Origin of the sequence: Aeromonas sp. XH (genome assembly GCF_033348475.1) — a bacterium.
Taxonomy (GTDB): Bacteria; Pseudomonadota; Gammaproteobacteria; order Enterobacterales; family Aeromonadaceae; genus Aeromonas; species Aeromonas sanarellii.
Map to the genome: position 1 here is coordinate 45561 of NZ_CP137630.1, position 26940 is coordinate 72500.

Annotated in this window: 21 protein-coding genes and 1 riboswitch (1 of these 22 cut by a window edge); of the genes, 11 read left to right on the top strand and 10 right to left on the bottom strand. The window is 62.0% G+C overall.

Annotated features, from left to right (window positions below; genetic code table 11):
- Positions 1 to 57 precede the first annotated feature (57 nt).
- Positions 58 to 1245 carry an enoyl-ACP reductase FabV gene (gene fabV / locus R2B70_RS00225; protein WP_318162348.1) on the top strand — a complete coding sequence of 396 codons (1188 nt, stop codon included), beginning with the start codon at positions 58 to 60 and terminating at the stop codon, positions 1243 to 1245.
- 27 nt (positions 1246 to 1272) lie between these two features.
- On the opposite strand, the gene R2B70_RS00230 is transcribed toward fabV, so the two are convergent.
- Positions 1273 to 3054 carry a GGDEF domain-containing protein gene (locus R2B70_RS00230; protein ID WP_318162349.1) on the bottom strand — a complete coding sequence of 594 codons (1782 nt, stop codon included), beginning with the start codon at positions 3052 to 3054 and terminating at the stop codon, positions 1273 to 1275.
- Positions 3055 to 3263: 209 nt separating this feature from the next.
- Between R2B70_RS00230 and ftnA the strand changes: the two genes are divergently transcribed.
- The gene (ftnA, locus tag R2B70_RS00235; RefSeq protein WP_042079031.1) at positions 3264 to 3788 is read left to right on the top strand and encodes a non-heme ferritin; all 525 of its coding nucleotides are present in this window, start codon (positions 3264 to 3266) and stop codon (positions 3786 to 3788) included.
- 158 nt (positions 3789 to 3946) lie between these two features.
- The gene (locus tag R2B70_RS00240) at positions 3947 to 5131 is read left to right on the top strand and encodes an NAD(P)/FAD-dependent oxidoreductase (RefSeq protein ID WP_318163384.1); all 1185 of its coding nucleotides are present in this window, start codon (positions 3947 to 3949) and stop codon (positions 5129 to 5131) included.
- Between the two features lie 80 nt (positions 5132 to 5211).
- On the opposite strand, the gene R2B70_RS00245 is transcribed toward R2B70_RS00240, so the two are convergent.
- A complete protein-coding gene (locus R2B70_RS00245) occupies positions 5212 to 6429 on the bottom strand; it encodes an MFS transporter (RefSeq protein ID WP_042079029.1) in 1218 nt (405 codons plus the stop codon).
- Positions 6430 to 6727: 298 nt separating this feature from the next.
- Between R2B70_RS00245 and leuE the strand changes: the two genes are divergently transcribed.
- Positions 6728 to 7366, top strand: coding sequence for a leucine efflux protein LeuE (gene leuE / locus R2B70_RS00250; RefSeq protein ID WP_042079027.1), 639 nt, complete (start codon positions 6728 to 6730; stop codon positions 7364 to 7366).
- A 31-nt stretch (positions 7367 to 7397) separates the two neighbouring features.
- Here leuE and R2B70_RS00255 read toward each other — a convergent pair whose 3' ends face one another.
- The 5 genes from R2B70_RS00255 to ecpA all read right to left on the bottom strand — a co-directional run bounded on the left by R2B70_RS00255 (position 7398) and on the right by ecpA (position 13531).
- A complete protein-coding gene (locus R2B70_RS00255; RefSeq protein WP_318162350.1) occupies positions 7398 to 8072 on the bottom strand; it encodes a molecular chaperone in 675 nt (224 codons plus the stop codon).
- A 14-nt stretch (positions 8073 to 8086) separates the two neighbouring features.
- On the bottom strand, positions 8087 to 9709 hold the full coding sequence (locus R2B70_RS00260; RefSeq protein ID WP_042079024.1) for a hypothetical protein: 1623 nt from the start codon (positions 9707 to 9709) through the stop codon (positions 8087 to 8089).
- 2 nt (positions 9710 to 9711) lie between these two features.
- Positions 9712 to 12159: a fimbrial biogenesis outer membrane usher protein gene (locus R2B70_RS00265; RefSeq protein WP_318162351.1), complete on the bottom strand. Its 2448-nt coding sequence runs from the start codon at positions 12157 to 12159 to the stop codon at positions 9712 to 9714.
- 80 nt (positions 12160 to 12239) lie between these two features.
- Positions 12240 to 12899: a fimbria/pilus periplasmic chaperone gene (locus R2B70_RS00270; protein ID WP_042079022.1), complete on the bottom strand. Its 660-nt coding sequence runs from the start codon at positions 12897 to 12899 to the stop codon at positions 12240 to 12242.
- Between the two features lie 59 nt (positions 12900 to 12958).
- Entirely contained in the window at positions 12959 to 13531 is a 573-nt protein-coding gene (gene ecpA / locus R2B70_RS00275; protein ID WP_042079020.1) for a common pilus major fimbrillin subunit EcpA, read from the bottom strand.
- A gap of 475 nt (positions 13532 to 14006) precedes the next feature.
- Between ecpA and R2B70_RS00280 the strand changes: the two genes are divergently transcribed.
- Both R2B70_RS00280 and R2B70_RS00285 read left to right on the top strand, forming a co-directional pair.
- Complete coding sequence (locus R2B70_RS00280) at positions 14007 to 14630, top strand: response regulator transcription factor (RefSeq protein ID WP_318162352.1); 624 nt, start codon at positions 14007 to 14009, stop codon at positions 14628 to 14630.
- A 5-nt stretch (positions 14631 to 14635) separates the two neighbouring features.
- On the top strand, positions 14636 to 18226 hold the full coding sequence (locus R2B70_RS00285; RefSeq protein ID WP_318163385.1) for an ATP-binding protein: 3591 nt from the start codon (positions 14636 to 14638) through the stop codon (positions 18224 to 18226).
- 28 nt (positions 18227 to 18254) lie between these two features.
- Here the strand turns inward: R2B70_RS00285 and R2B70_RS00290 are convergent, their stop codons facing one another.
- The gene (locus tag R2B70_RS00290) at positions 18255 to 18695 is read right to left on the bottom strand and encodes a hypothetical protein (RefSeq protein ID WP_209794817.1); all 441 of its coding nucleotides are present in this window, start codon (positions 18693 to 18695) and stop codon (positions 18255 to 18257) included.
- Between the two features lie 168 nt (positions 18696 to 18863).
- On the opposite strand from R2B70_RS00290, the gene R2B70_RS00295 reads away from it, so the two are divergent.
- The 3 genes from R2B70_RS00295 to R2B70_RS00305 all read left to right on the top strand — a co-directional run bounded on the left by R2B70_RS00295 (position 18864) and on the right by R2B70_RS00305 (position 22618).
- Positions 18864 to 20537 (top strand): sensor histidine kinase, encoded by a 1674-nt coding sequence (locus R2B70_RS00295; RefSeq protein WP_318162353.1) that lies wholly within the window; start codon positions 18864 to 18866, stop codon positions 20535 to 20537.
- A 46-nt stretch (positions 20538 to 20583) separates the two neighbouring features.
- The gene (locus tag R2B70_RS00300; RefSeq protein ID WP_318162354.1) at positions 20584 to 21315 is read left to right on the top strand and encodes a LytTR family DNA-binding domain-containing protein; all 732 of its coding nucleotides are present in this window, start codon (positions 20584 to 20586) and stop codon (positions 21313 to 21315) included.
- Positions 21316 to 21424: 109 nt separating this feature from the next.
- On the top strand, positions 21425 to 22618 hold the full coding sequence (locus R2B70_RS00305) for an MFS transporter (RefSeq protein ID WP_219143242.1): 1194 nt from the start codon (positions 21425 to 21427) through the stop codon (positions 22616 to 22618).
- 72 nt (positions 22619 to 22690) lie between these two features.
- Here R2B70_RS00305 and R2B70_RS00310 read toward each other — a convergent pair whose 3' ends face one another.
- Entirely contained in the window at positions 22691 to 23815 is a 1125-nt protein-coding gene (locus R2B70_RS00310; protein ID WP_318162355.1) for a 5-(carboxyamino)imidazole ribonucleotide synthase, read from the bottom strand.
- Positions 23812 to 24321, bottom strand: coding sequence for a 5-(carboxyamino)imidazole ribonucleotide mutase (gene purE / locus R2B70_RS00315; RefSeq protein WP_216991402.1), 510 nt, complete (start codon positions 24319 to 24321; stop codon positions 23812 to 23814). The genes R2B70_RS00310 and purE overlap by 4 nt, the downstream gene beginning before the upstream one ends.
- 207 nt (positions 24322 to 24528) lie before the next feature.
- A riboswitch (cobalamin riboswitch) is annotated at positions 24529 to 24707 on the top strand.
- Between the two features lie 51 nt (positions 24708 to 24758).
- Between purE and R2B70_RS00320 the strand changes: the two genes are divergently transcribed.
- Together R2B70_RS00320 and murI are read left to right on the top strand one after the other, a co-directional pair.
- The gene (locus tag R2B70_RS00320; protein ID WP_318162356.1) at positions 24759 to 26624 is read left to right on the top strand and encodes a TonB-dependent receptor domain-containing protein; all 1866 of its coding nucleotides are present in this window, start codon (positions 24759 to 24761) and stop codon (positions 26622 to 26624) included.
- A 108-nt stretch (positions 26625 to 26732) separates the two neighbouring features.
- Positions 26733 to 26940, top strand: partial view of a glutamate racemase gene (murI, locus tag R2B70_RS00325; RefSeq protein WP_318162357.1) — the beginning only. The gene runs 581 nt beyond the window's last position; only the first 208 of its 789 coding nucleotides appear in the window; its start codon is at positions 26733 to 26735; its stop codon lies off the right edge, out of view.

A 26940-nucleotide genomic window follows, 5' to 3' on the forward strand; every position in this document is an offset into this window, starting at 1 on the left:
CGGGCCGGCCCGCCACGGACGTTCCTCCTGTTGCACCCCTTTCCCGGAGACTCCTCGATGATCATTCACCCGCAAATCCAGGGCTGTGTTGCCCGCAACTGCCACCCCATCGGCTGCCGCGCCGCCGTGATGCAGCAGATTGCCAGCGTCAGGGCGGAGGGATCGTTCAACGGGCCCAAACGGGTGCTGGTGCTTGGGGCCTCGTCCGGTTTCGGGCTGGCGTCTCGCATCACGCTCGCCTTCGGTGCCGGTGCCGACACCGTCGGCGTGTCGTTCGAGCGCGGCCCCTCCGACAAGGGGCTGGGCAGCGCCGGCTGGTACAACAACATCTGGTTTCGCAAGGAGGCGGAGCAGGCAGGGCGCATCGCCGTCAACCTGATCGGCGATGCCTTCTCCGATGCCATGCGCCAGCAGGCCATCGAGACCATACGCCAGCAGCTCGGGCAGGTGGACCTGGTCATCTATTCGCTGGCGAGCGGCATCCGGGTGCTGGCCGATGGCACCCAGGTGCGCTCCGTGCTCAAGACCACGGGCCAGCCCTTCAGCGGCTGGGGGCTGGATCTGGAGCATGACGCCCTGGTACAGCAATCCCTGGCTCCCGCCACCCCGGAGGAGATCCGCGACACCGTCACCGTGATGGGCGGCGAGGACTGGCAGCTCTGGATGCAGGCGCTGCAACAGGCGGATTGCCTGGCCCCCGGCGCGCAAACCGTGGCCTATTCCTACATAGGCCCCGAATCCACCTATCCCCTCTACCGGGACGGCACCATCGGCTATGCCAAGGAGCATCTGCACGCCACCGCCGAGACCATCAACCTGCAACTGGCGGAAGTCGGCGGCCACGCCTGGGTGTCGGTCTGCAAGGCGCTGGTGACCAAGGCGAGCGCCTACATTCCGGTGCTGCCTGTCTACCTCGGCCTGCTGATGGGGGTGATGAAGGAGCGCGGTGTGCACGAGGGCTGCATCGAGCAGATGCAGCGGCTGTTCGCCACCAAGATGTACGGACCCAGAGGGGTGGTGGCCGACGGCAACCGGCTGATCCGGATGGACGACCACGAGCTCGACCCGGCCATTCAGGCCGCCGTCTCGGCGCTCTGGTCCAAGGTGACGCCGGACAACTTCCACGCCCTGGGGGACTTTGCCGGGCTGCGTCAGGATTTCCTGCAGCTCAACGGTTTCGGGCTGCCGGGGGTGGACTACGGGGAACCGGTGAGTGTGGCGTCGCTCACCGAGCTGATGCCCTGATCCTGACGGTAGGCCCGGGCCTACGTCTCAGGCGACGTTGCAGGCGAGTTCGTCCTGGGCCTGGGGAGCCAGGGCCAGGACGGTCTGGTTGCGCCCCTGGCGCTTGGCCTGATACATGGCCATGTCGGCCCGGTGGATGAGCTGGCCCAGGTTGTCATCGTCCGGTGAACGCTCCGCCACCCCTATGCTGATGGTCATGTGGGGGGCGGCAAGGTAGGCGATCCGGTTTCTCAGCTGTTCGGCAAGCCGCCAGCAGGTGGCGCCATCCTGCTCCATGGCCACCAGAAATTCCTCCCCGCCCAGGCGCCCGATCTGGTGCTGGTCCGGCGCCCAGCTCTTGAGCTCCCTGGCCAGTTGCCGGATGGCCTGGTCCCCGGCCTGGTGACCGTGCCTGTCGTTGATCTGCTTGAAATGATCGATGTCGATGATGATCAGGGTCAGGGGAACTTCCAGCTGCCACTGCTGCGCCAGCCGCTCCAGCAGGGCTCGCCGGTTCGGCAGCCCGGTCAGTTGATCGAAGGTAGCCAGCTTGTAGAGGTGGCGCGAGCTGCGGTGCAGCCGGTGGGTGGTGAGCCCGAGCAGCAGCAGGGCGCCGGCCAGCAGGCCGACCAGCATCAGCTGGTAGTAACGGGCGCTATGCTGATGCAGCAGTTGCTGGCGCTTGCTCTCGTTCTCCTGCTGCAGCGCCCGGTTGCTGGCCTCGCTGCGGGCCAGATCCATCTCGGCCTGGAAGGCGGCAGCATGCTGACTCAGGGTCTGGTTGAAGTGCTGCTTGTAGTCGCTCACGTATTCGCTGAGCGCCCGGTAGGCCTCGGGATAGCGTCCCTGATCGGCCAGCAGGCTGGCCTGCAGCGCCTTGCTGCTGGCTCCCGCGGCGCCCCGGGTGGTCAGCAGTTGCAGTGCCAGCTGCTTCTCGCCAGTGCCCTGCAGTGCCCGGGCCCGGGTCTCCAGCAGGCGTGCTCCGGCATCCGGATAACCCAGCTGCTGATAGAGCGCCTGGGCCTCGTCCAGGGTGCGCAGGGCACCCGCCCAGTCGCGCTGTGCGTTGAGCGCCATGGCCTGATAACCCAGGATGATGGCGCGGTAATCCGGTGCCAGCGCCGGGTTGGCCAGCAGGTTGTCGAGCAGTCGCCTGGCCTGGGCGGGGCGATCCGTATCGATATAGAGTCGCGCCATGTTGGCGCGGATGATGATCTGGCTGTTGGGCTCGTTCAGCAGCACCATGCGTTGCAGGGCCTCCAGATAATAGCCTTCGGCCTCCCGGGGCAGGCTCAGATCGGCATAGAGGTTGCCCAGCGTCATCAGCAGGCGGGCACACTGCAGGCTGGCGATGGGGGAGTCGGGCGCCGCCTGCTTGAGGCGGAAGGCGGTCTTGAGCTCGGCGATCGCCGCGCTCAGCTGCTGGGTGCGATAGAGGGCGAGTCCGTTGAGGGCGTGCCACTCCGACAGCAGGGCAGGGTGGTCGCCGATCTCGGGTTGCAGCAGCGCCAGCAGCCGGAGGGCCCGGTGCGGTTCTTCGGTATCCAGGGTGAGGGCCGCCTGCTGCAGCCGGAAATCCAGCAGTCGGGTGGTTTCATGGCGGGCGGTGGCCAGGGCGCGGGCACGGGCGTTGTCCAGCAGGGCGTCGGGATAGCGCCCCAGTGCCGCCTTGGCCAGGGATCTGGCATGAAACAGCTCCATCTCCTGCTGGGGGCTGGCATCGAGGCGTTGAAGATATCCGATGGGATCCCTTGCTGCCTGCAATTCTGCCTCGCTGAGCAAGGAGGGAGCGGCCTGCAGCTGGATCATCCAGAGCAGTGCCAGTGTCATAATGAATCTCATTGAATCCTGTCCCTGACCACTGGCGCCATCATAATGGCTGACGTCACCTACACCATGTTTCTTTGCTTCTCTATAACCGTATGGGGGACAGGATGAGGCGGGAAACCGTCATGACTGCGCGCGCCGACGGTCGTATCTGGTTGCGTCAGGATGCAACAGTGGCGACAATCGTGAGCAAATCACAGTGGAGAATCATCATGTTGGCCAAAGCCATGATCGAGAAGTTGAACGAGCAGATTAATCTTGAATTCTATTCCTCCAACCTCTACCTGCAGATGAGCGCCTGGTGCGAGGACAGGGGCTTTGAAGGGGCGGCCAACTTCCTGCGCCAGCACGCCGTCGAGGAGCGCCAGCACATGGAGCGCCTGTTCACCTATGTGAGCGAGACCGGTGCCATGCCGCTGCTGGGGGCCATCGAGGCGCCTCCCCACGAGTTCAACTCCCTTGGCGACATCTTCCGCACCACCCTGGAGCACGAGTACCACATCACCAAGTGCATCAACGGCCTGGCCCACGTGGCCTTCACCACCCAGGACTACTCCACCTTCAACTTCCTGCAGTGGTATGTGGCCGAGCAGCACGAGGAGGAGAAGCTGTTCAAGAGCATCGTCGATCGTCTGTCGCTGGTGGGCGAGGATGGCAAGGGCCTCTACTTCATCGACAAGGAGCTGGCCGAGCTGGCCAAGGGCGCTCCCGCCAGCATCATGGATGGCGCTGCCTGATAGTCGTGGACACTCAGTGTTCAGCCAGTACAATGACGGCCCCTTGCAAAGGGGCTGTTTTTTATTGGACATGCCATGAAACCGCGGCGATGGTTTCTGCCGGGCACAATGACGGTCTTTCGTACAGGGGCCGTTTTTCTTTTGATGGGTGAGTGATGATGAAGCAGCTTGACGTGGTGGTGATCGGCGCCGGGGCGGCCGGGTTGATGTGTGCGGCCCAGGCCGGTTATCGGGGCCGTTCCGTGCTGGTGCTGGACAACGCCAAGAAGCCGGGCCGCAAGATCCTCATCAGCGGCGGCGGTCGCTGCAACTTCACCAACCACCAGGCCGGGCCCCACGCCTTCCTCTCGGCCAACCCCCACTTCTGCAAGTCGGCGCTGGCGCGCTACACCCAGCAGGACTTCATCGATCTGGTGGACCGGCACGGGCTGCGCTATCACGAGAAGACGCTCGGCCAGCTGTTCTGCGACGAGAGCGCCAAGGAGATCGTCGACATCCTGCTGACCGAGTGCGACTGGGCCGGCGTGACCCTGCAGTTCCAGACCGAGATCCTCGCCGTCAGCAAGACCGAAGAGGGCTTCATGCTGACCACCAGTCAGGGGGAAATCAGCTGTCACTCCCTGGTGGTGGCCACCGGCGGCCTCTCCATGCCCAAGCTCGGTGCCACCCCCTACGGCTTCAAGCTGGCGGAGCAGTTCGGCCTCAGGGTGCTGCCGACCCGCGCCGGCCTGGTGCCCTTCACCCTGCATCAGGCCGACAAGGAGGCCTTCGCCGATCTGGCCGGGGTCAGCCTGCCGGTGGCGGTGACCGCCGAGGATGGCACCCGCTTCAAGGAGGCCATGCTGTTCACCCATCGCGGCCTCTCGGGCCCGGCCATCCTGCAGATCTCCTCCTTCTGGCTGGCGGGGGAGAAGATCCACATCAACCTGCTGCCGGAGCTGGACATTCCGGCGGCCCTCAAGGAGTGGGCCCAGGCCCACCCGGCCCAGGAGCTGAAGACGGTGCTGGGGCGCGAGCTGCCCAAGCGCTTCGTCGACAAGCTGGTGGAGCTGGGTCAGCTGGTCAGCAAGCCGATGCGCCAGTACAACGAGCGGGAGCTGGAGGCCGTCGCCACCCTGCTGGGGGACTGGCAGATCCTGCCGAACGGCACCGAGGGCTATCGCACCGCCGAGGTGACCCTGGGGGGGGTGGACACCAACGAGCTCTCCTCCAAGACCATGGAGGTGCGCAAGGTGCCCGGACTCTACTTCATCGGCGAGGTGGTGGACGTGACCGGCTGGCTCGGCGGCTACAACTTCCAGTGGGCCTGGTCTTCCGGTTGGGTGGCCGGCCAGTACTGCTGACCTGCCCTTGTTCTCATCCACTTCAACGCGGCCCGTTCGGGCCGCGTTTTTTATGGTCGGCATTCCTCGCGGGCTATCCGCTAGCCCTTTCTGATGGTCGGCAAGCAGGCGGTCAGCAAGCCGATGAGCGGCAGGTAGGCGCAGACCTGATACACGGTCTCTATGCTGGTGGCATCCGCCAGCCGGCCCAGCAGGGCCGCCCCTATGCCCCCCATGCCGAAGGCGAAACCGAAGAAGAGGCCGGAGATGGTGCCAACCTTGCCGGGGACCAGATCCTGGGCATAGACCAGGATGGCGGAGAAGGCCGACGCCAGGATCAGGCCGATGATCATCGACAGCACCGTGGTCCAGAACAGGTCGACATGGGGCAGCAGCAGGGTGAAGGGGGCGACGCCCAGGATGGAGATCCAGATCACCCGCTTGCGGCCGATGTGGTCGCCGACCGGCCCGCCGAGCACTGTGCCCGCCGCGACGGCAAACAGGAAGGCGAACAGATGGAGCTGGGCTCTGTCCAGCGACAGGCCGAACTTGTCCATCAGGTAGAAGGCGTAATAGCTGCTCAGGCTGGTCATGTAGAAGAACTTGGAGAACATCAGCAGGCCCAGGATGGCCAGGGACCAGCCGATCTGGCGGCGACTCAGGCCGTTGCCGATCTGGGCCTTCATCCTGCGGTGGAAGTGGGCACCGTGCTGGCTTGACCAGCGCCCGACGAAGACGAGCACCACGACACCGACCAGGGCGAACAGGGAGAACCAGGCGGCGCTGCCCTGACCCTGCGGCACTATGATCAGGGCCGCGAGCAGGGGACCTATGGCCGATCCCAGGTTGCCGCCGATCTGGAACAGGGACTGGGCCAGGCCGGGCTGGTTGCCGGCCGCCATGCGGGCGACCCGGGAGGATTCCGGGTGGAACACCGACGAGCCCATGCCGATCAGCATGGCCGACAGCAGCACGGCGCCGAAGCTGTCCGCCTGGGAGAGGGAGAGCAGCCCCACCAGGGTGAACCCCATGCCGAGGGGCAGGGAGTAGGGCATGGGCCTGCGATCGGTGCAGAGGCCGATCAGCGGCTGCAACAGCGAGCCCGTGAACTGGTAGGTGAGGGTGATGAGGCCGATCTGGGCGAACGACAGGTCGAGACCAAGTTTGAGCAGCGGATAGATGGCCAGCAGCACCGACTGCATCATGTCGTTCAACAGGTGCGAGAAGCTGATGGCGGCGATCACGGGGTATCGGGTGGTGTTCAGGGCATCGGCTGCGGGGGGCGCGTCGAGCGTCTCTGTGCTCAGGATCTTTTCCATGGGGTGTGGTGTCTGTGGTTCAAAACGTCTTCTACCATGCCTTATCCCTGGGCGTCTGGACATAACCAAAGTGGGCGAACTCCGGGGTTGCTCTCGATCGGCGCGCAGGCCGTTCATCCTAAGGCGTGTGGAGAGCAGGCCAGATCTTGTGCTTGGCGGGGGGCGGATTAGTATAGAAGGCCTGCCGCCGTTATCCGGTTCATCACCCGCCATGGAGGGAACATGTTCGAAAGCCTGGGTTTCATCAACGTCTGGGCCTGCCTGACCGGGCTATTTTCCAAGTCCAGGGGGGCGCGCCATGTTTGAGAGTTTGGGTGTTATCAACGTCTGGACCTATCTGGTGGGTCTCTTCTTCATCATCATAGCGCCGGGGCCCAACTCCCTGTACGTGCTGCGTACCGGAGCGGTGCGCGGCATAGGCCCGGGTTACAAGGCGGCTCTCGGGGTCTTCGTCGGCGACGCCATCCTGATTTTCTGCGCCTACCTGGGGATCGCCTCCCTCATTCGCACCACCCCATTGCTGTTTACCCTGGTGCGCTACCTCGGCGCCCTCTATCTGCTCTACCTGGGGGTGAAGATATTGCATGCCAACTTCGTCGCCAGAAAGGCGGGGCAGGCGTCGGCGATGGACCCGGGGGAGCGCTACTTCACCAAGGCGCTCACCTTAAGCCTCACCAACCCCAAGGCGATCCTGTTCTACGTATCGTTCTTCGTGCAGTTCATCGACTTCAGCTATGCCCACACCTGGATCTCCTATCTGGTGCTGGCCGGCATGCTGGAGGCCATGAGCTTCGTCTACCTTACCCTGCTGATCTTCGGCGGCACCCTGATGGCCCGCTTCTTCCGCCGGCGCCAGACCGCGGCGCGCCTCGGCAACGGCCTCATCGGCCTCTTCTTCATGGGTTTCGCCGCCCGGCTGGCAACCCTCTCCTCCTGACCCTTGGAGGGTTGCAGGACCCTGGGCGCCTCTAGTCTGGCCAGCACTCCTTGCCAACCTGGATGAATCTGGATTGATAGACGATCAGCTTCTGATTGCCCGGCTGACCGATCCTGGGGTTGTGATAGGTCTCGCCGGGCAGCAGGTACTTGCTGTCGGCCTCGCTGTCCGCCTGCTGACAACCCTGTTTGACCATGAACTCGAAGTAGGTATTGCCGGTATTGGTGATGCTGCCCTTTGCCGGATCCAGCTGGTATTCAAAACGTGGCTGACGCGGGCGCACGACCAAGATGGATTGCAGAGCCAGTTTCACCTCTACGGTTCCCCGGCGCTGCGCCTGACCGCCTTCATCCACCTGGGCTGCCGGCGACTCGGTGAAGGTGATGCGATAGTAACGCTCCTGGCTATCCGCCGGTCCCTTGTAGTAGAGTTTGACGTTCTGTGCCTGCCTGCCGTGCAGCGTGAAGCGCTTGGGGGCAAACAACAGCTCACCGGGTATGGTGGGCACCGCGCGCCCTCTGGCCGTGGGATCGCTGATCTTCTCCATCTGCACTTCGTACACCTTGGGTGCGCCACTGTTGTTGGTCACGGTACGCGTGGTGAACTCTTCCTTCGGGTCCATGGCAACCGTCATGGCCCCGATGTCGATGGCCGTGGCCTGTGAGGCAAAGAGGCTGGCCAGCAAGGGCCAAAGAAGACGATGCATGTTGTGCTCCATTCTCAGCGCCAGGTTCCCTTGATGGTAATGGTGCCGCTTTGCTCTACCGCACCTTCCCACATCTCATCGTTGACGGTGCGCTGTACCCTGGGATCGGTCAGGTCAAATTCCAGCGCCAGTTGATAGAACCGCGTAATGCCTTTGCCGTTGATCGGATCGTTCCATTCCTGCGGTGGCTGGCTGTCTTGTATGCCCAATGCGCGAATATCTACCGGGGTCCGATCACAGCGAATGGCATGTCGGGAGGCGGCACCATGCGTCGCCGAATCGAATACCAGCCTGGTCGGTATTGGTACGGCCTGTTCGGAGGTGGACGTTCCGGCAGGATAAAAAGTGCAATACCCCTGGTAAGGGGCACCCTTATCCTGTGATATGAAGATCTCAAGCAGATCGGCACTGATGGGGCCACTATCCGAAATATTGTATGGGAAGCTCAATACATCTTTACCGACGCTGCCTTCCCTGTAAGGATTGGTTACTCCATCCGAAGATAGGATCGAGACGCTGAAATCCCGTGGTTTGATATGAATCTCGGTTGTACCGCTGAACTCATAATATCCACTCTCTGGAGCATATCCGTTTTTCATGTTGAAGTTGATCAGGCTGCGAGTGAGCTGCTCTTGTAAACCCAGTCTCACGATCTGCTTGAAAAAGTTGCTAGACAAGAAAAGGTAGACAGACTGTTGCCCCCTTAAGTAGCTGATATTGTAACGAGATCCCTTATTTGCCCAGTTCTTTAGATCTGCGCTCATTTGCAGGTCTGCTGTGCCGATGGCGCTATTTAGCGAGCTGTTTTTGACATTGGTATACATATAAGGCTCGGTATAGCTCTGGCTGCCATCTTCATTGAAATTGTAATCAAGAAATCGACACAAAATACCGTCTCGAGTGCCCAGTCTGTAGTTCTCGCAACCCTGTGAACCCGGCAAGACGTAAGGTGTTCCATTGCTGTCTACGATCACTTCGCTAATTGCGTTGGTTTGTATAAAGCGTAAATGTCCGGCCTTCTTGTGCTGCATGTTCCTCACATACCAGTTACCGCTGTTCTGATCGACACAGCGTTCTCCGGCAGCAGCATCATATTTGAGCGTGGTCCTGCACAGATTCATTTCCCTGTTCAGAATCGCCCCAACGGGCATTACCCGCAGATAGTCGAAGAAGCCTGGACTCAGCTTGCCATGGCCCCATCCAGCGGATGCCCCCATGAGCCCGAAAAAGCCGAGATCATCGACAACGGCCGGCTTGTTGACTGCCTCTGCTGTGTCGGGATCGCAACGGGTATATGTCATGATGCACCGCTGGTTGACATAAGGGCGACGGATGGGGCCGTTCTCCCACATGTCGACGTTCCAGTTGTTGATATCGGTGTTGTACCCGTTATCAACGTACGCCAGACTCACCTGTCCATTTCCTTTGAGCGAGGTCCAGGCATTCGCACCGGTCAGTCGTGGATCCAGTGCATCGGTTGGTGCAACAAACAGGTTGTTGTCTTCCTGGTTTTCAATGAACAGGAAATTGCGAAGTGGTGCATTCGGCCAGACGGTTTTGGAGACAGCCGCACTGCCCTGCTGAGCCCAGCCAGTACCAAGCGCAATGACCAATAGCAGTCTGTGTGTGATGTTCATGATTAATATTTCCTCACCATGGCATAGGTGGGCAGTCCCTGGCAGGTCACGACTCCGACCCAGGCCGCGCCCGTGTGTCTTGCAAGATCCAGCTCGGCTTCACAGAAGTCACTCCCCTGGCGGAAGGTCAGCAAGGGATTGGCCTTGTCCACATCCAGAGAGAATTCGCCGGCGTCGTTGGTGACCGTGGTCCCGATATGGTTGTCAATGCGGGCGTTGGCCAGCAGTGAGCCATCCTCTGCCTTGAGTACGCCGAAGACAGTCACCATCTCCTTGACGCTATCGCTTGCATCCAGGGTGGCGACGCTGCCGGGGAACAGGGTGTAGCGCTGCTTGCCGGTATTGATGTCATAGCTGTCTTTCCCCGTCTTGCTGTTGAGCAGTTCAACCTCGTATTCCTGATAGGGGGAGAGGGCGAGGAAGGTCTGTTCCCCTTGCAGGGGGTAGTCCTGCCCATTCACCTTGGCGATCATCTTCCCTTCACGGGCGATCCCGGTATTGATGATCAGACCTGCACCCGAGGCACTCCGGCTCGATGCGATCACGGCATTCTCCGTGGTGACCAGGGCGCCCCGTGCAATGAGGTTGCCGTTGATGTCACCGCCATGGCCGCGGCCCAGCGTCATGGTGCCGCCCATGGCACTGTGCTCGAAACCCAGGGTGCCGGAGAGTGCCGTATTGTGCTCATCGCTGCCGTGCACCATGCGCGAGGCGTTGAACGCAGCCAGATTGATGACGCCGTCCATGCGTTTCTGGTAGCTGAGGTTGGCCGTTGTCTGACCCTGTTCGTTGCTGCTCATGCCAAAGCTGAACAGGTTGTCGAACGGAATCGAATAATCCAGGGTGACACTCTTGTTACTGAAGCCATTGAGGGTGCCACTGTCACTCTGCAGGCTGGCGCGCAGCGACAGGTTGCCGTATCGACCCGCATAGAGGTGCTGGTAGTAATCTATATAGCTGCGATCGCTGTTCATCTGGCGATCGTGCAGGGTGTTGAAGGTCAGCTGACCCAGCCCGCTGATCCAGCCACCCAGGTTGAGCGTGATGCCGGCGGAGTAGAGCTCGGTATCGCCCACCATCAGGGTGCTGCCAGTCTTCAGCTTCTCCTGGCTGATCCACAAGGAGGCGTAGTCGTGGGCCTGCAGGGAGAGGCTGGAGGCCAATCGCCACGAACGATCCGAAGCCAGCATGCTTTGCAGCTGGGTGCCGAGGCGATCGGTGACCTGCCAGCTTGCGCGCGCCTCGCCTACCGCCGCCTCCTCGAAGGCATAGGTAGTGGTGGCCAGTTCAAGGGTGTCCAGCGAACGCGCCAGCGACATGCCAAACAGGGGGGAATCGCTGTTATTCTGGGTACCTTCCATCATGCCTCCCCACCATTGCCAGCCCCACTCCCGGGTAAAACCCAGGTTGCCGCCCAGCTTGGTGACACGCTGTGTCGTGGTGCTGGTCAGCCGTCCATCCACATGGACTTCGACCGTGACGTTGTAGACCCCGTTGGGGAAAGCAGAGGTATCCAGGCTCTGGTTGCCGATAGCCAGGTTTTGCAGGCCGATCAGGCGTCCATCCCGATAGACTCTGGCCTCGCCATTGGCGGGCATGAAGACTTGTAGCGGCGTGGTCGATTCGTTGGCCGTCTGTTTGCGAGACTGCGCCTGGTTGCCATAGGATGCCCCGTAGATACGGCCCGTGGTCAGGCCCGTCACCACCCCCAGGGTCTGCAGATCCCACGTTGACACCATGCCGGCCGCGATGCGGCGATCATCGAGATCCCGTTCGTACATGGCGCGGTAGATATCTCCGGTCTGCTCAGGCTCACCCAGATTGTAGAGGGAGGCGTCCATGGCGACATGATGGGCACCCAGCCCGACGGTGCTGTCCAGTTGCAGGAAATTGGAGTCGCTGTGACCGCTTTGCGGGTTGTTGATGAAGGAGTAGCCCAGGTTGTAGCGATGCACCCCCGTCAAGGTATCGACCGTCGGGGTCAATGCCACCCGGTTGTCCGGTTGCCTGGCCTGGCCAAATGCTTCCCGCGAGACCCGAATGGTCAACAGCATGGCGACGAGGTCCAGCTGCATGCTCGCATTGGCATCGAGCCGCAGGCTGCCATCGGCAGAAAAGGTGCGTTGCTGCTTGCTGGAGAGCATGGCGGTGAGGGCGTCGTTCAGCAGGCCTTGCTGCTGGCCGGCACTGAAATCAAGGTGCAGCAAATGCAGTTTGCCGTCCTGGAGCAACAGGGTGGCGTTGCCGATGGAGCCATCGGTCAGGGTGTCGATCCGATTGTCCTCATCCGTGTATTGGAGGCGCACCGGCACCGCCAGCCCCTCTTCCAGTGCGCTGGCAAAGCTGGCGGGAATGATGACGTTGGCGATCCTGAGGGGGGCTGTGGCGCTGGCCGGGGCTGACAGCACGATCAGCCATGAGAGCGGCAACAGCCAGGCTTTCTTCAACATATCGAGCACCATGGTTCCAGATGTCGGCAACGGGGCCTCGTCACCCTGCGAGGGGCGAGGACAGTACCGGTAAAAAGGGGTTATTTGACGACGACGAATTCCTGACCCAGCCAGAGTCCCAGGTGGCTCTTTGGATCACGCATGTCGACCTGCTTGAACCGGCGTTGCTTGCCCGGCAGGTCGTAGTAGGTCTCCTTGCACAACTCCTGGCTTTTCAGGCAGGGGCCGTACGCCACGGTGCGGTAGGAGGCATTGCCCTTGTTGGTCAGGGTGTCGCCCTTCAGGTCGTAGGCAAATCGCTGCTGGCGCGGCGTCACCACCAGGATGGTGCCTATCTGGGCCGAGGTGGTGGCGACCGCCTGCCGACGCTCGCTGCGCTGATCGTCTGCCGATAGGGCCGTGTCCAGCCAGCGGATGCGGTAGTAACGCTCCTTGTCATCCTGCGGGCCCTTGTAAAAGAACCTCACGTTGTTCTTGGCATTGGCGGGCAGCATCATCCGGCTGGGCGACAGCATCAGTTCACCGCTCACCTCCATGGGGATCTCCCGTCCCCCCTCTTCCGGGGAGGAGATGCGCGTGACCGTGACCGTGACCAGCCTGGCCTGATCGCTGCCATTTTCGATCTGCTTGGCGACCTCCTGGCTGTCTGCGTCGATGAAGGTGGTCACGGCGCCGACATTGATCGCCTGGCTGATGCCGGGAATGAGCAGCAACCATATGGCTATGATTTTCAGATTCATGGGATGTCTCGAGAGTAAAAAGGGCCCCGCAGGGCCCCGAATGGTATGCGGTGAATGACTCAGACCCAGTTCGCCACGAACTCGACGTTGACTTCGCCGCTCCACAGGCCATCCGGCAGGGCGTCAAAGGTGGTGCTGCTGCCGTTGGCGGTGGCGCTCTCGATGTTGAAGGTGAAAGAGCCCTGGGCCGTGGTGCGCTGCGCATCGTTCTGGAAGCCGTTGGCGATGGGGGAGAGGTTGCCCCCAGTGATGCCGGCCGCCGTGTCGATCAGCGTGGTATAGGCGGTGGTGCTGACCGGTGCGCCGCCCCACAGCACGCCCACGTCGACAGTGGAATCGCCACCCAGGTGATTCAGGGTACCGTTGAGCTTTTTCGCCTTCAGGGTGAAGGAGGTGGCGCTGGCATCCCCCTTGATGGCGACATCGAACAGGCCGTTGACGGTGTTGAACCCCTTGATCCCTTCGGCATATTGGAAGGAGAGGCTGGAGAGCGGGGTGACCACCAGCTCGGAGGTGGTGTCTTTCTTGGCGGTGGCCTGCCAGGTAGCCACGGCGGAGGCTTCCACGGCAGCTTGAGCGGTAGCGGCAAAGCCCAGTCCAGCGATGGTCAGTGCAATCAGAGTCTTCTTCATTACGATATTTCCTACACGTTTTCCGATAGGCGGCGCAGGCCACCCGGTTGATTCATTGCCCGCCATGGGCATGTCGTTGCCCCTGGTGACGATTTGACCAAGGGAGGCAGCCGGCCCTGGAACATGTTGTTCCTCGGACCAGCTCGTTTTTTCGTCGACTAAGATAGCGATAGGACTTGCCTGGATCGATCGAATGCTGTGTAGGAAAAATCTCAAAGGGAGGTGGGAGGCAGTGATGGGGAGCCAGGGATCCGCCGTAGTGACCCCGGCTGGCAGAGGGGGTAAACGAGGTGTAGAAAATGTAATCGATTGATAAATATATGAAAAAATAATAACGCTATAATCAGCGTCAGTTTTAAAATTTGTGATTTCTTATTTTTGTAACATCTTGTGAACATCAAGGGGGCTGTATGGTATAGCTGCTTGATTTGTAGTTAATATACTACTTGGAAAGGACTAAACAGCAGGTTTATATATGTCAAAGGTATTGATAGTCGATGATCACCCAGCAATAAGAATGGCTGTAAAAATGCTGCTTGAACAGGATGGACATCATGTTTTGGCAGAGGTCGATAATGGTGTCGATGCTATTTCTGCAGCCAAGATAAACCGACCTGATATCGTCGTTCTTGATATTGGCATTCCCAAACTGGATGGTATCGAAGTCATTAAAAGACTCAAACTGCTGGATATAGTTACCCGGATCCTGGTGCTGTCTGCCCAATCGACCCACCATATTATGGTGCGTTGTCTGCAAGCCGGTGCTGAGGGTTTTTTGTCCAAGCTGGATGATTTGTCTTTATTGAAGGATGCGATCGCAAAAATAGAGAAGAAGCAGCTCTACTATCCCCGTGAGGTGATTGCCGGCGCCAGACATGCCCATACCGTCGATCGCGAGGATCTGCTCTCCAGCCTCTCTTCCCGGGAGATGAGCGTGCTGTTGCAGATTTGTCAGGGCCATGCCAACAAGCAGATTGCCCAGAGCATGCTGCTGAGCGAGAAAACCGTCAGCACTTACAAGACCCGGCTGATGAAGAAACTCAACATCACCAACATCGTCGATCTGATCAGTCTGGCCAGACGGCAGAAGCTGTTGTGAGCGCGATGAAACCGCTGCTGTTACTGCTCGTTCTGATCTGTGCGTGGCCATTGTCGCCTAGGGCGCAGGCGGAGCCGCTGCTGCAAGTCTATTCGCGGGATGGCGGGGAGTACCTGGATGCCAGCCCCTTGCCGTTGCACGGGGAGGAGTGGCGTTGGCTGCAGGAGCGTGAGCGGCTGATCCTGGGGGTGCCAAGACCCGATAATCCCCCCATGGACATCACCCTGCGTGCCAATGCCTATGAGGGGGTGACGGCCGACATCGTCGGCATGCTCACCCATTTGTTGCATATCCAGATCCTGGTGAAGGGATACCCCTCCAGAGCGGCTGCCATCGAGGCGCTCAAGCGAGGGGAGATCGACTTGCTGAGCGCCTCGAACACTTATGAGCAAGAGCAGCAACTCCTGTTGACCGATAAATATATTGCAGATGATCCCGCCATTTATAAAAATATCGCGATAAGGGAACGAGAAATAAAGTCGGTGGCAGTCCCCGAGTATTATTTGCCATATACGGATATCATGCGCTATTTGTCCGACTATAAAGTTAAGATATATCCCTCCCGTTATAGCGCGCTCTCCGCCGTGGCTTATGGCCAGGCGGATGCCGTCATGGTGGATATGATCTCTGGTAACTTTATCGTCAACAAATTTTATCAGAGCAGCATTCAATTATTGAAGCCGCTTTATATTAATACCAATGGTTTTGCCTTTGCGCTCAATCCCAAAGACCGGCGACTCAAGAGAATAATGGACATAGCGCTGGGGGAGATCCTGGAGGGCAAGCGGGCGGAAGTGGCCAAGCGCTGGAATGGGGGAGGCCTCTCCATCGGGGCCAGCAAGGTCGGGCTGAGCCGCGAGCAGTGGGAATGGCTGGGCAGGCGGGAAAATATCCGGATTGCCGTCAACAGCGGCGTGCCGCCCCTCAGCTTTCTCGACGTCACTGGCACCATGCATGGAGTGGTCGCCGATCTGCTGCAGGTCATTCGCGCGAAGCTGGGGGTGGAGATCGAGGTCGTGCCCGTCAAGACGCCCGAGCAGATGACCCAGCTGCTGGATGGCGGCCTGGTGGACGTCGGTGTACTGAGTCCGTCGGCGGATCGCAGGAACCGCTATCTGTTCAGCAGGGCCTTTGTCCTCGATCCCTTGTCCTACGTGGTGGGGCTGCGGCACAAGGGCGTATCGCCCGATACCTTGCTCAAGTCCGGTACCGTGGCTGTGATCAAGGGGTATATCACGACGCAAGCTGTCTCGGAGGCTTACGGCAGGCTGACGACACGGCAGTTCGACAGAATTGAAGATGCGCTGCGCTGCGTGGCAACGGAAGTGTGCGACGTGACCGTGCTGCCGCTGCGGGTGGCCAAGTACTACATCAACAGCAAATTCCCCGACAGTCTGATCATCACGGGGGAATTGTTCGACTCCATTCCTATCGGTGCCGCCTTTGCGGTGGCCCCCGATCAGCAGATATTGCGGGACATCCTGGACAAGATCATCGCCATCATTCCCCCTGATGAGCTGGAGGGGCTCTCCAACCGCTGGCGGGTCAGTGCCCAGCAGGAGTCCATTTCCTGGCAGGAGCTGGTGCGGGAGTTTGGGGGCTTCATCGCGCTGATCCTGCTGTTGACTCTCTGGGTTGGCCTGTGGGGATTGTCGCTGCGCAAGCAGGTGCGTGAGCGGCGGCTGGTGGAGGGGGCGCTGAGCACCCAGCTCAAGTTCATCGCCGACCTGGTGGACGGGACGCCCCACCCCATTTATGCGAGGGATCTGGAAGGGGGGCTGGTCCTGTGCAACAGCAGCTACGCGAGCTTCTTCGGGGAACCCAAGGTCAGTCTGCTCGGCACGGGGCTGGATGACGCGCGCACGCGCTGGCCTTTTCTTGTCCCCCTGCTCGCAGACCTGGCCCTCTCCCGGGACACCGGGCTGCCACAGGAGGGAGACCATCGCCTGATCCTGCCGACGGGCGCAGTGGACGTGTACCACTGGGTGCAGCCTTATTACGATCTCGAGGGCAAGGTGCAGGGGGGCGTGGGGGGCTGGATCGACGTCAGTGAACGGGTGCGCCTGCTGGATGAGCTGGCGGTGGCCAGCCAGGAGGCCCAGGAGGCCAACCGCGCCAAGAGCACCTTCCTGGCGACCATGAGCCACGAGATCCGCACCCCCATGAATGCCATCATCGGCTTGCTGGAACTGGCCCTCAAGCGGGGTCGGCTGCACGAGGAGGATCAGGCGTCCCTCACCATTGCCCATGGCTCGGCAAAGGATCTGCTGAGCCTCATCGGCGACATCCTGGATATCTCCAAGATAGAGTCCGGCCGGTTCGAGCTGGCGCCTGAGCCCCACGACATCGTGGCCCTGACCGAGTCGGTCGTCACCGTCTTCACCGCGCTGGCCAGGCAGAAAAATCTGCGGCTGGAGCTGGTGACGGGAGAGGCGCACTGGGTACAGATAGATGGCCGTTGCTACAAGCAGATAGTCTCCAACCTCATCAGCAACGCCATCAAGTACACCGAGCGGGGGTCGGTCAGGGTGACGCTGGGATCCTGGGTCAGCGACGGCTGGTGTACCCTGCAGCTCGTCATCAGGGATACCGGCATAGGGATAGCACCCGCTGAGCAGGCTCGGCTGTTCCAGCCGTTCAGCCAGGCCAGCCAGCCCGAGCACATCCAGCAGTCCGGCACCGGTCTGGGCCTGATGATCTCGCGCTCCCTGTGCGAGTCCATGGGGGGCTCACTGGTGCTGGAGAGCGAGCTCGGGCGGGGGACCCGGGTCTGCGTCGAGATGAAGTTGCCCATGGCCGCGGCCGTGGTGGCCCCCCCGTCTGCCGACCGGGGACAGGCCGTGGAGGAAGGGCGACGGCTGAAGGTGATGGTGGTGGACGATCACCCCGCCAATCGCCTGCTGGTGACCCAGCAACTGGCCTATCTGGGGCATGAGGCCAAGGCCGTGGCCTCGGGGGAGGAGGCCCTGCAGGTGCTCGCCGATACCCGGGTGGATGTCGTCATCACCGACTTCAACATGCCAGGCATGAACGGCTTCGAACTGACGCGGCAATACCGGGCGCTGGAGCGGCGCCACGGCTGGCCGCGCTGCGTGATCCTGGGGCTGACGGCCGATGCGCGTCAGGAACAGATCAACGAGGGGCAGGCGGCGGGCATGGATGACTGCCTGTTCAAGCCGATCGGACTGGAGGCGCTCGATCAGAGCCTGCGGCGCCATATGCAGCGTGAAGATCAGAGCGACATTGCCACCTGCATGCGGGAGATAAGGCAATACCTCGGGCCGCTGACGGCGCACCAGTCTACCCTGATGTCGCCCCTGCTGGCCGAGTTTGTCCGTGCCAGTGACGACGACCTGCTGGGTCTGCAGCAGGCGGCGCAGGCGGGAGACGTCGGTCGCTTCATGGACAAGGTGCATCGGCTCAAGGGGGGCGCCAGGATCATGGGTACCCTGAAACTGGTCGCCACGTGCGGCGAGATAGAGTCCTGGACACTCGACGAAGAGACGCTGCCGGCGGCGCTGGCACGGCTGCGCCAGGACTACGAGGTGGTCAGACTGGCCGCCACCCGGCTCCAGACCGCGGACGAACAAACCTGAAGGCATGCGGGGCATGCCTTCAGACGGCTCAACCGAGCCAGTAGACCATCAGCTCATAGGCGGCCTCACCCACCTGGTCCGGTCTGGCTGAGGGGGCCTGATAACTCAGGTAGTAGCGGGTCGCCTGTGTCAGGGGCAGGGGATGGGTTTCGGAGAGCGGTTGTCCATTCAGGGTCAGGTGGATCTGGCTGCCGTCTTGCTGTGGCAGGGTGCCATAGAGTTTGCGGGCTTGCAGTCGATAGGTGGTGTTGAAATCCGGGTGACTGAGGTCGGCTGCCAGGCTCTGGACGGGGGCCTGTACCGGGTCCGAGTTGATGGGCTGGAAGCCGGGGTGGGTGAGGGATACTTCCATGTTGGTCTCTTTGCTGGCGGTGGCTTGCCAGTTCAGCTGGCCCACCTGCGCATTGGCGTGAACGGCGGCGCTACTGCAGCCAATCATCAATGCCAGCACCATGTTTTTCTGAAACATAGTTATCTCCTGTGTCGGACTGGGCTCCCCTTGGCGGGAGCCTCCTCTTATCGGCCACCATTCCCGAAAGCTGAACCCGTCACCTGATATTCGGCAATGAGCCGGCAGGAGATAAGGGGTATGATCCCGCACCTTGGCGCTGTGCCATGTCGTTCACTGGGGGCTGATTTGCTCGAGAATCAGATGATGTTGTTGGCGGTGTTTGAGCGGGCGGCGCTGATGTTGATGACGCTCTTCCTCCTGACCCGTACCCGGCCGTTCCAGCGGCTGTTCCAGAAGCGGGACCACACCCCGGCCGAGCTGGTGCTGGTGGCCAGCATCTTCAGCCTGTTCGCGGTGTTCAGCACCTACACCGGCATCCCGGTGGAAGGGGCGCTGATCAACGTGCGGATCATCGCCATCATCTCCGGCGGCATCCTGTTCGGCCCCTGGGTCGGCATTCCGGCTGGGGTCATCTCGGGGCTGCACCGCTACCTCATCGACATGGACGGTCACACTTCCATTCCCTGCCTCATCGCCAGCATCATCGCCGGCCTGCTGGCGACCTGGCTGCACCTGCGCTGCCGCAAGTCGCGGCTCTGGCTCTACGGCATCCTGGCGGGCATGGCCTGCGAGGGGCTGACCATGCTGCTCATCTGGCAGCTGACCGAGCCCCACGAGATCGGGGTGGAGATCGTCAGCCACATCGCTTACCCGATGATCGCGGGCACCCTCTGCATCGGCCTCATCATCAAGCTGGTGCAGGATCTGGACGACGAGAAGGAGCTGATTGCCGCCAAGCAGGCCAAGCTGGCGCTCGATATCGCGAACAAGACGCTGCCCTTCTTCCAGAACATCGACCGCCACTCCCTCGGCCAGGTGTGCGGCATCATTCGCAGCGAGATCAGTGCCGATGCGGTGGCCATCACCGACACCCGGGACGTGCTGGCCTATGTGGGGGTGGGCAAGGACTACTACGAGCTGGACGAGCACCACGCCATCAGCGACATGACCCAGCGGGCGGTGCTGCTGGACCAGATCATCATCAACAACGATCTGCGTCAGTACCATCTGGCCGACTTCCACTCGGTCATCATCATTCCACTGCGGGAGAATGGCGCCGTCAGCGGCACCCTCAAGATCTACTATCGCCGCACCCACAGCATCACCAGCTCCCTGAAGGAGATGGCGGTGGGCCTCTCCCAGCTCATCTCCACCCAGATGGAGGTGTCGCGCATCGAGCAGCTCAAGGAGATGACCCGCAAGGCGGAGTTCACCGCGCTGCAGAGCAAGATCAACCCGCACTTCCTGTTCAATGCCCTCAACGCCATCTCGTCCCTCATCCGCATCCGTCCCCAGCAGGCGCGCCAGCTGATCGCGAACCTCGCGGACTATCTGCGCTACAACCTCAACAAGGGGGACACCCTCATCGACATCCAGGAGGAGCTGCAGCAGGTGCGCGACTACGTGGCCATCGAGCAGGCCCGCTTCGGCGACAAGCTGGAGGTGGTGTTCGAGGTGGACGATGTGCACATCCAGGTGCCGAGCCTGCTGTTGCAGCCCCTGGTGGAAAACGCCATCCTGCACGGCATCCAGCCCCGCAGTGCGCCGGGTCGGGTCACCATAGAGGTGAAGCAGCTGGCGGGCGGCATCCGGGTCGCGGTGCGCGACACCGGCTACGGCATCAGCCAGGCGGTGATCGACGGGGTGGCCGCCGGTCGGGTGGAGAGCCGCAGCATCGGCCTGATGAACGTGCATCAGCGGGTCAAGCTGCTCTATGGCGACGGCCTGCACCTTAAGCGGCTGGAGCCCGGCACCGAAGTCTGTTTCTATCTGCCGGATCCGGAGGCCATGCCTTGCTGATCGCCATCAATATCGAGAAGAACGCCATGACGCGAGAGGGACAGCCATGTTGAGAGCCATCATCGTCGAAGATGAATACCTGGCCAGGGAGGAGCTCGCCTATCTGGTGAACCAGCACAGCACCATAGAGATAGTGGCGAGCTTCGAGGACGGGCTGGAGGCGTTCAAGTACCTGCAGGATCACGAGGTGGACGTGGTGTTCCTCGACATCCAGATCCCCGCCATCGACGGCTTGCTGCTGGCCAAGAACCTGCACAAGTCCAGTCACCCGCCCCACATCGTCTTCGTCACCGCCTACAAGGAGTTTGCGGTGGAGGCGTTTGAGCTGGAGGCGTTCGACTACATCCTCAAACCCTACAACGAACCGCGCCTCATCAGCCTGCTGCAAAAGCTCGAGCTGGCGGGCAAGTCGCAGGCGGGGCAGGGAAGCGAGCCGGGCACGCCGCACAATCGCGCCGTCAATCTGGTGAAGGGGGAGCGCATCATCGTCACCCCCTGCGAGCAGATCTACTACGCGGAAGCCGACGAGAAGCTGACCCATGTCTACACCCGCACCGATCGCTACGTGATGACCATGACCCTCAGCGAGTTCGTCAGCCGGCTGCCCGCCGAGGGGTTCTTCCGTTGTCACCGCTCCTACTGCGTCAACATCAACAAGATCCGCGAGATAGTGCCCTGGTTCAACAGCACCTATCTCATCCGGCTCCATGACCTGCCGTTCGAGGTGCCGGTCAGCCGCAGCAACATCAAGGCGTTCCGTCAGCTGATGCGGCTCTGATTGTCATTCATTCCCGCCGATCTGCATTTCATGCCGTAATCGGTCGGCGGGAGCGGCGTCTTGCCTATAGTGGCCCCAGTTTCCTTAAGGCCATCGACCGAGACGCATCATGACCAGAGAGATGAATCGCACCCGCTACCTCACCCTGTTGGGGACCATCATCACCCAGTTCGCGCTGGGATCCGTTTACACCTGGAGCCTGTTCAACGCCCAGCTCTCCGACAAGCTGGACGAGCCGGTGAGCCAGGTCGCCTTCGCCTTCGGCCTGCTCAGCCTCTCCCTGGCGGTGGCCTCCTCCCTGGCGGGCAAGCTGCAGGAGCGGTTCGGGGTGCGCAACGTTACCCTGGGAGCCGGCGTGCTGCTTGGCATCGGCTTCTTCCTCACCGCCCATGCCAGCAACCTGGCTATGCTCTACCTCTGCGCCGGCATCCTGGTGGGCTTCGCCGACGGCACCGGCTACCTGATGACCCTCTCCAACTGCGTGAAGTGGTTCCCGGAGCGCAAGGGGCTCATCTCCGCCTGCTCCATCGGTGCTTATGGCCTCGGCAGCCTGGGCTTCAAGTACATCAACCTGCTGCTGCTCTCCAGCAACGGCCTTGAGACCACCTTCCAGCTGTGGGGGCTGATCGCCATGTCCATGGTGCTGGTGGGCGGCATGCTGATGAAGGACGCACCCAAGCAGGCGGCCGCCGTGCAGCAGAGCGAGAGCCGCGACTTCACCCTGGCCGAGGCGATGCGCAAGCCGCAGTACTGGATGCTGGCACTGATGTTCCTCACCGCCTGCATGAGCGGTCTCTACGTTATCGGCGTGGCCAAGGACATCGGCGAGAAGATGGTGGGCCTGCCTGCCGTGGTCGCCGCCAACGCCGTCGCCATCATCGCCATGGCCAACCTGGGTGGCCGGCTGGTGCTGGGCATCCTCTCCGACAAGATGTCCCGCATCCGGGTCATCACCATCGCCCAACTGATTACGCTCGGTGGTATGGGATTGCTGCTGTTCGTGCCGCTCAACGCCAACCTGTTCTTCGTGGCGGTGGCCTGCGTGGCGTTCAGCTTCGGCGGCACCATCACCGTCTACCCCTCGCTGGTGAGCGACTTCTTCGGCCTCAACAACCTGACCAAGAACTACGGCGTCATCTATCTGGGCTTCGGGCTGGGCAGCATCATCGGCTCCATCGTCGCCTCCCTGTTCGGCGGCTTCATGGCGACCTTCAACCTGATCCTGGTGCTGCTGGTGGTGGCCCTGGTGCTCTCCCTCACCATCCGCCTGCCGGCTCCCGTTGCGGCTGTCGACAGGGCCTGACCCCTCTCGCTTCTCAAGTCATAAAAAAAGACCCGGGCCTTGGCCCGGGTCTTTGCATGTCAAGGGGTGGACTCAGCGCGGGGGCAGACCCAGCAGGGCGCGCAGCTGGTGCGCGGTGGCCTCGACCGCCGGCCAGTCGTGGCCAGTGACGGTGACGTGGCCCATCTTGCGGCCGGGGCGGGCTTCGCCCTTGCCATAGAGGTGAAGGTGCACTCCGGGCAGGGCCAGGGCACCGGCCCAGTCCGGCGTCCCGTCCTGCCACAGATCCCCGAGCAGGTTCAGCAGGATGGCGGGCTGAACGTCAGCCTTTACCGGCAGCGGCAGATCGCACAGGGCGCGCACCTGCAGCTCGAACTGGCTGCAACCGGCGTTGTCGATGCTGGGATGGCCGGAGTTGTGGGGGCGGGGCGCCATCTCGTTGACCAGCAGCTCACCGCCGACCAGGAAAAACTCCACCGTCAGCACGCCCACATAATCGAGGGCGGCGATGATGTGCTCGGCGATGCGCTGGGCCTCGGCCTCCAGGGCGGGCACATTGGCCGGGGAGCGGGTCTGATCCAGGATGCCGCCGCTGTGCCAGTTCTGCACCAGGGGCAGGGCGCTGATGGCACCGCTCGGGCTGCGCGCGAGCGTCAGGGCGAACTCCCCCTCCAGCGGCAGCCGCTTCTCCAGCACGCAGGGCACGCCGCTGGCGGCCAGGGCCGTGGGCAGCTCGTCGGCCTGGTGGATGGTCCACTGACCCTTGCCGTCGTAGCCTTCGCGGGCGGTCTTGAGGATGGCGGGGAAGAGGTCGCTGGGCAGGGCGGGCAGCGGCTCACCCGGCAACAGGGTCAGGTTCGGGGCGACCGGCACGCCGGCGCGGGTCAGGAAGGCTTTCTCTTCCCGGCGATCCTGGCAGACGCGCACCGCGCTCGCCGCCGGGCGCACCGGCTTGTAATGCTCCAGCAGCCCCAAGGAGGCGGCGGGCACGTTCTCGAACTCGCAGGTGATGGCGTCGCAGCGGCTGGCCAGATCGCGCAGGGCATCGGCATCGTCATAGGCGGCCACGATCTGCTCGTCGGCGGCCGCACCGGCGATGCTGACGGGATCCGGATCCAGCACTATCACCTTGTACCCGAGGCGGTGGGCGGACATCACGAAGTAGCGGCCGAGCTGGCCGCCACCGAGCATACCCAGGGTGGCGGGGGGCAGTATCATGCCGGCTCCTCCAGGGTGAGGGCCAGCACCCGGTCGCGCTCCTTGGCGCGGAAGCCGTCGAGCTGCTGCTGATAGCGGGGAGCGTCGCCATCCTGGGCGACGGAGAGCAGGGATACAGCGAACAGACCGGCGTTGGCGGCACCCGCCTCGCCGATGGCGAAGGTGGCGACCGGCACCCCCTTGGGCATCTGGACGATGGAGAGCAGGGAGTCCATCCCCTTGAGCTGTCGGGTGGGGATGGGCACGCCCAGCACCGGGATCGTGGTCTTGGCGGCCAGCATGCCCGGCAGGTGGGCAGCCCCGCCGGCACCGGCGATGATGGCGCGCAGACCGCGCTCGCGGGCGCTGGCAGCATATTCGAACAGCAGATCCGGGGTGCGATGGGCGGATACGACGCGCGCTTCATAGGGCACGCCGTGCTCCTTGAGGATGCGGGCGGCGGCCTGCATCACGGGCCAGTCAGAGTCGGAGCCCATTACCAGGCCGATCATAGGGGGGGTCGTCATTACGGCTTCCTCGGATGTCAAACGTTTGCCGCATGTTACCAAAAAGCCGTGGGATCTGGCTCAACATTTCGCGTCTCTGTCCCTCTCCGAGGGTCGTCAGCGGGCCTGACGGCAGAGGAGGGGGTAGTAACTGAGCCACTCGGCTCTGCCGGAAGGGAAAAAACGAAAACAGAAATCCAGATGGCTATACATCCAATCTGGCTCTGCCTATAATCCTCCCGCTTTGGCGCATCCTGCTTAAAAGGGAATCCGGTGAGAATCCGGAGCTGGCGCGCAGCGGTAAGGGGGAACGAAGCGACATCAGGGCACTGCCGTCAGGTGGGAAGCCGTCGCCTTAGGCCATCAGCCCCCAAGCCCGAAGACCTGCCAAAGTTCGTATTTCGGGCCGAGAGAAACCGGCCACGAAGTAGATGCTTACGCGAACCTAAGGATCTCTCATGTCCAAGACATTATTGGCGGCTGCCCTGTTGCCAACGGCGGCCTTTGCCCAACAACTGACCATTCCCGTCAACCCCACCATGGTGGTGACCGCCACCCGCGTCGCCCAACCCGCCTCCAGCGTGCTGGCCCCCGTCAACGTGGTGACCCGTGACGAGATCGATCGCCTGCAAGCCCAGACCGTGACCGATGTGGTCAAGACCCTGCCCGGCGTGGAAGTGGTCAGCAACGGCGGTCGCGGCCAGCTCAGCTCGCTGCGGGTGCGTGGCGGCACTTCCTCCCAGACCCTGGTGCTGGTGGACGGGGTGCGCAGCGCCTCCCTGACCGCCGGGATGACAGAGCTCAACAACCTGCCCCTCAACCAAGTGGAGCGGATCGAATATATCCGCGGTGCGCGCGCCACCATCTACGGCTCGGATGCCATCGGTGGGGTCATCAACATCATCACTCGCCCGGATCAGGGGACCAATCAGCACAAGTTCAACCTGGGGGCCGGCTCCAACAAGCAGCGCCAGGCCGCCTTCAGCAGCGCCAGCCAGGTCGGCGAGGCGGGCCAGCTCAAGGTTGCCGGGGGCTTCGATGACGAGACCGGCTACAACGTGCACCCCATTCCGGGGGTGAACGATGGGGACAAGCACGGCCACCGGGGCTACAACGCCATGGTGGATTATCAGCAGGCGCTGGCCAGCAACTGGGATCTGTTCGGGACGACCCGCTGGTTCCGCAACATTGCCCAGTACGACAGATCCTCTGCCGCTTCCGCCTGGGGCCCGGCGTTTCATCAACGCAACGAGACCTGGACCGAGAACCAGAGCTACCAGCTCGGCTCCCGCTATCATGACGAGCGCTACCTGAGCGAGCTGCGCGGCGCCTTCTCCAAACAGGATGCCTACGACTACCCGGATACCAGCGGCCGCGATCAGTCCGCTGATCGACTCTATACCCGTCAATTCACCCTGAACTGGGTCAACAGCGTCAAGTTGGACGAGGGCTGGACCCTGGGGGGCGGCGCCGACTGGCAGCGCGACATGCTGGACGATAGTTCCCGCTCCTCTGGTGTCGCCTTCCCGAGTGACGCCGATGAGCGTGACAACACCGGGCTCTATGCCCTGGCCCAGTTTGACAACCAGGTCTGGCAGGCCGAGCTGAGCGGTCGCAGCGATGACAACGAGCAGTTCGGACGTCACAACACCTGGCAAACCGGCGCTGGCTGGCGCTTCGTTGAGGATTATCGCCTCAGTGCCCGTTACGGCACCGGTTTCCGTGCCCCCTCCTTCAACGATCTCTACTACCCGGGGTCCGGCAATCCTGATCTGAAGCCGGAAGAGTCGAAAAGCCACGAGTTGATGCTGGATGGCCAGACCGCTGGTGTGGAGTGGCGCTTGACCGGTTATCGCAACGACTTCGAGCAGATGATCCAGTGGGCACCGGACAGCCAGGGCATGTGGACGCCGCAAAACGTCGGCAAGGCGCGGATTGAAGGGGTCGAGCTGGAAGGGGAGTTCGACACCGGCTGGTTGACCCATCGAATCTCAGCCGAATACAAGGATCCCAAGGACAAGGTCACCGACAAGCAGTTGCAGCTGATCTCCCGCAAGGGGGCCAAATGGGTTGGCCTGGCACAGTGGCAGCAGTTCGACGGCTCCCTGAGCTGGATCTACCAGGGTGAGCGCTATGGTGACGCCGCCAATACCACCCAGCTGGGCGGTTACAGCGTGTGGAACCTGGCGGTCGGTTATCGGGTCGCGCCTTCCTGGAAGGTCTCCGGCAAGATCAGCAACCTGCTGGACAAGGAGTACCAGACCTCGGTGGGCTACCCGGCGGACGAGCGTGCCTACTATGTGACGGTGGACTACGCGCTCTGATCCCGTCGTCCGGATCGGAAAAATCAGGGGCCCTGCCATTGGCGGGGCCTTTTCTATTGGCGCCGGGCGGGAGTATGATCGCCGCCTCGTATCCAAGGGGGAGCTCAGGTGGCCAATATTCTCGTGTTCGACTCCGGTATGGGCGGGCTGACCGTCTATGGGGAGATCCGTCGCGCCCTGCCGGCACACAACTATTTCTACTGTTTCGACAATGCCCACTTCCCCTACGGCGAGTTGAGCGAATCAGAGCTGATTTCTGCCTGCACCGGATTGGTCAGCCACATGGTGGCCAAGCACGCTATCGATCTGGTGGTGA

What these genes read in the sequence shown, in the direction of transcription:
- R2B70_RS00270 (WP_042079022.1), bottom strand. Translation starts at nt 12,899, where the DNA reads ATGAATCTGAAAATCATAGCCATATGGTTGCTGCTCATTCCCGGCATC.
- R2B70_RS00300 (WP_318162354.1), top strand. Translation starts at nt 20,584, where the DNA reads ATGTTGAGAGCCATCATCGTCGAAGATGAATACCTGGCCAGGGAGGAG.
- R2B70_RS00240 (WP_318163384.1), top strand. Translation starts at nt 3,947, where the DNA reads ATGAAGCAGCTTGACGTGGTGGTGATCGGCGCCGGGGCGGCCGGGTTG.
- R2B70_RS00265 (WP_318162351.1), bottom strand. Translation starts at nt 12,159, where the DNA reads ATGTTGAAGAAAGCCTGGCTGTTGCCGCTCTCATGGCTGATCGTGCTG.
- R2B70_RS00260 (WP_042079024.1), bottom strand. Translation starts at nt 9,709, where the DNA reads ATGAACATCACACACAGACTGCTATTGGTCATTGCGCTTGGTACTGGC.
- ecpA (WP_042079020.1), bottom strand. Translation starts at nt 13,531, where the DNA reads ATGAAGAAGACTCTGATTGCACTGACCATCGCTGGACTGGGCTTTGCC.
- R2B70_RS00285 (WP_318163385.1), top strand. Translation starts at nt 14,636, where the DNA reads ATGAAACCGCTGCTGTTACTGCTCGTTCTGATCTGTGCGTGGCCATTG.
- R2B70_RS00280 (WP_318162352.1), top strand. Translation starts at nt 14,007, where the DNA reads ATGTCAAAGGTATTGATAGTCGATGATCACCCAGCAATAAGAATGGCT.
- R2B70_RS00310 (WP_318162355.1), bottom strand. Translation starts at nt 23,815, where the DNA reads ATGATACTGCCCCCCGCCACCCTGGGTATGCTCGGTGGCGGCCAGCTC.
- purE (WP_216991402.1), bottom strand. Translation starts at nt 24,321, where the DNA reads ATGACGACCCCCCCTATGATCGGCCTGGTAATGGGCTCCGACTCTGAC.
- R2B70_RS00305 (WP_219143242.1), top strand. Translation starts at nt 21,425, where the DNA reads ATGACCAGAGAGATGAATCGCACCCGCTACCTCACCCTGTTGGGGACC.
- R2B70_RS00320 (WP_318162356.1), top strand. Translation starts at nt 24,759, where the DNA reads ATGTCCAAGACATTATTGGCGGCTGCCCTGTTGCCAACGGCGGCCTTT.
- R2B70_RS00290 (WP_209794817.1), bottom strand. Translation starts at nt 18,695, where the DNA reads ATGTTTCAGAAAAACATGGTGCTGGCATTGATGATTGGCTGCAGTAGC.
- R2B70_RS00230 (WP_318162349.1), bottom strand. Translation starts at nt 3,054, where the DNA reads ATGACACTGGCACTGCTCTGGATGATCCAGCTGCAGGCCGCTCCCTCC.
- R2B70_RS00255 (WP_318162350.1), bottom strand. Translation starts at nt 8,072, where the DNA reads ATGCATCGTCTTCTTTGGCCCTTGCTGGCCAGCCTCTTTGCCTCACAG.
- R2B70_RS00245 (WP_042079029.1), bottom strand. Translation starts at nt 6,429, where the DNA reads ATGGAAAAGATCCTGAGCACAGAGACGCTCGACGCGCCCCCCGCAGCC.
- ftnA (WP_042079031.1), top strand. Translation starts at nt 3,264, where the DNA reads ATGTTGGCCAAAGCCATGATCGAGAAGTTGAACGAGCAGATTAATCTT.
- leuE (WP_042079027.1), top strand. Translation starts at nt 6,728, where the DNA reads ATGTTTGAGAGTTTGGGTGTTATCAACGTCTGGACCTATCTGGTGGGT.
- fabV (WP_318162348.1), top strand. Translation starts at nt 58, where the DNA reads ATGATCATTCACCCGCAAATCCAGGGCTGTGTTGCCCGCAACTGCCAC.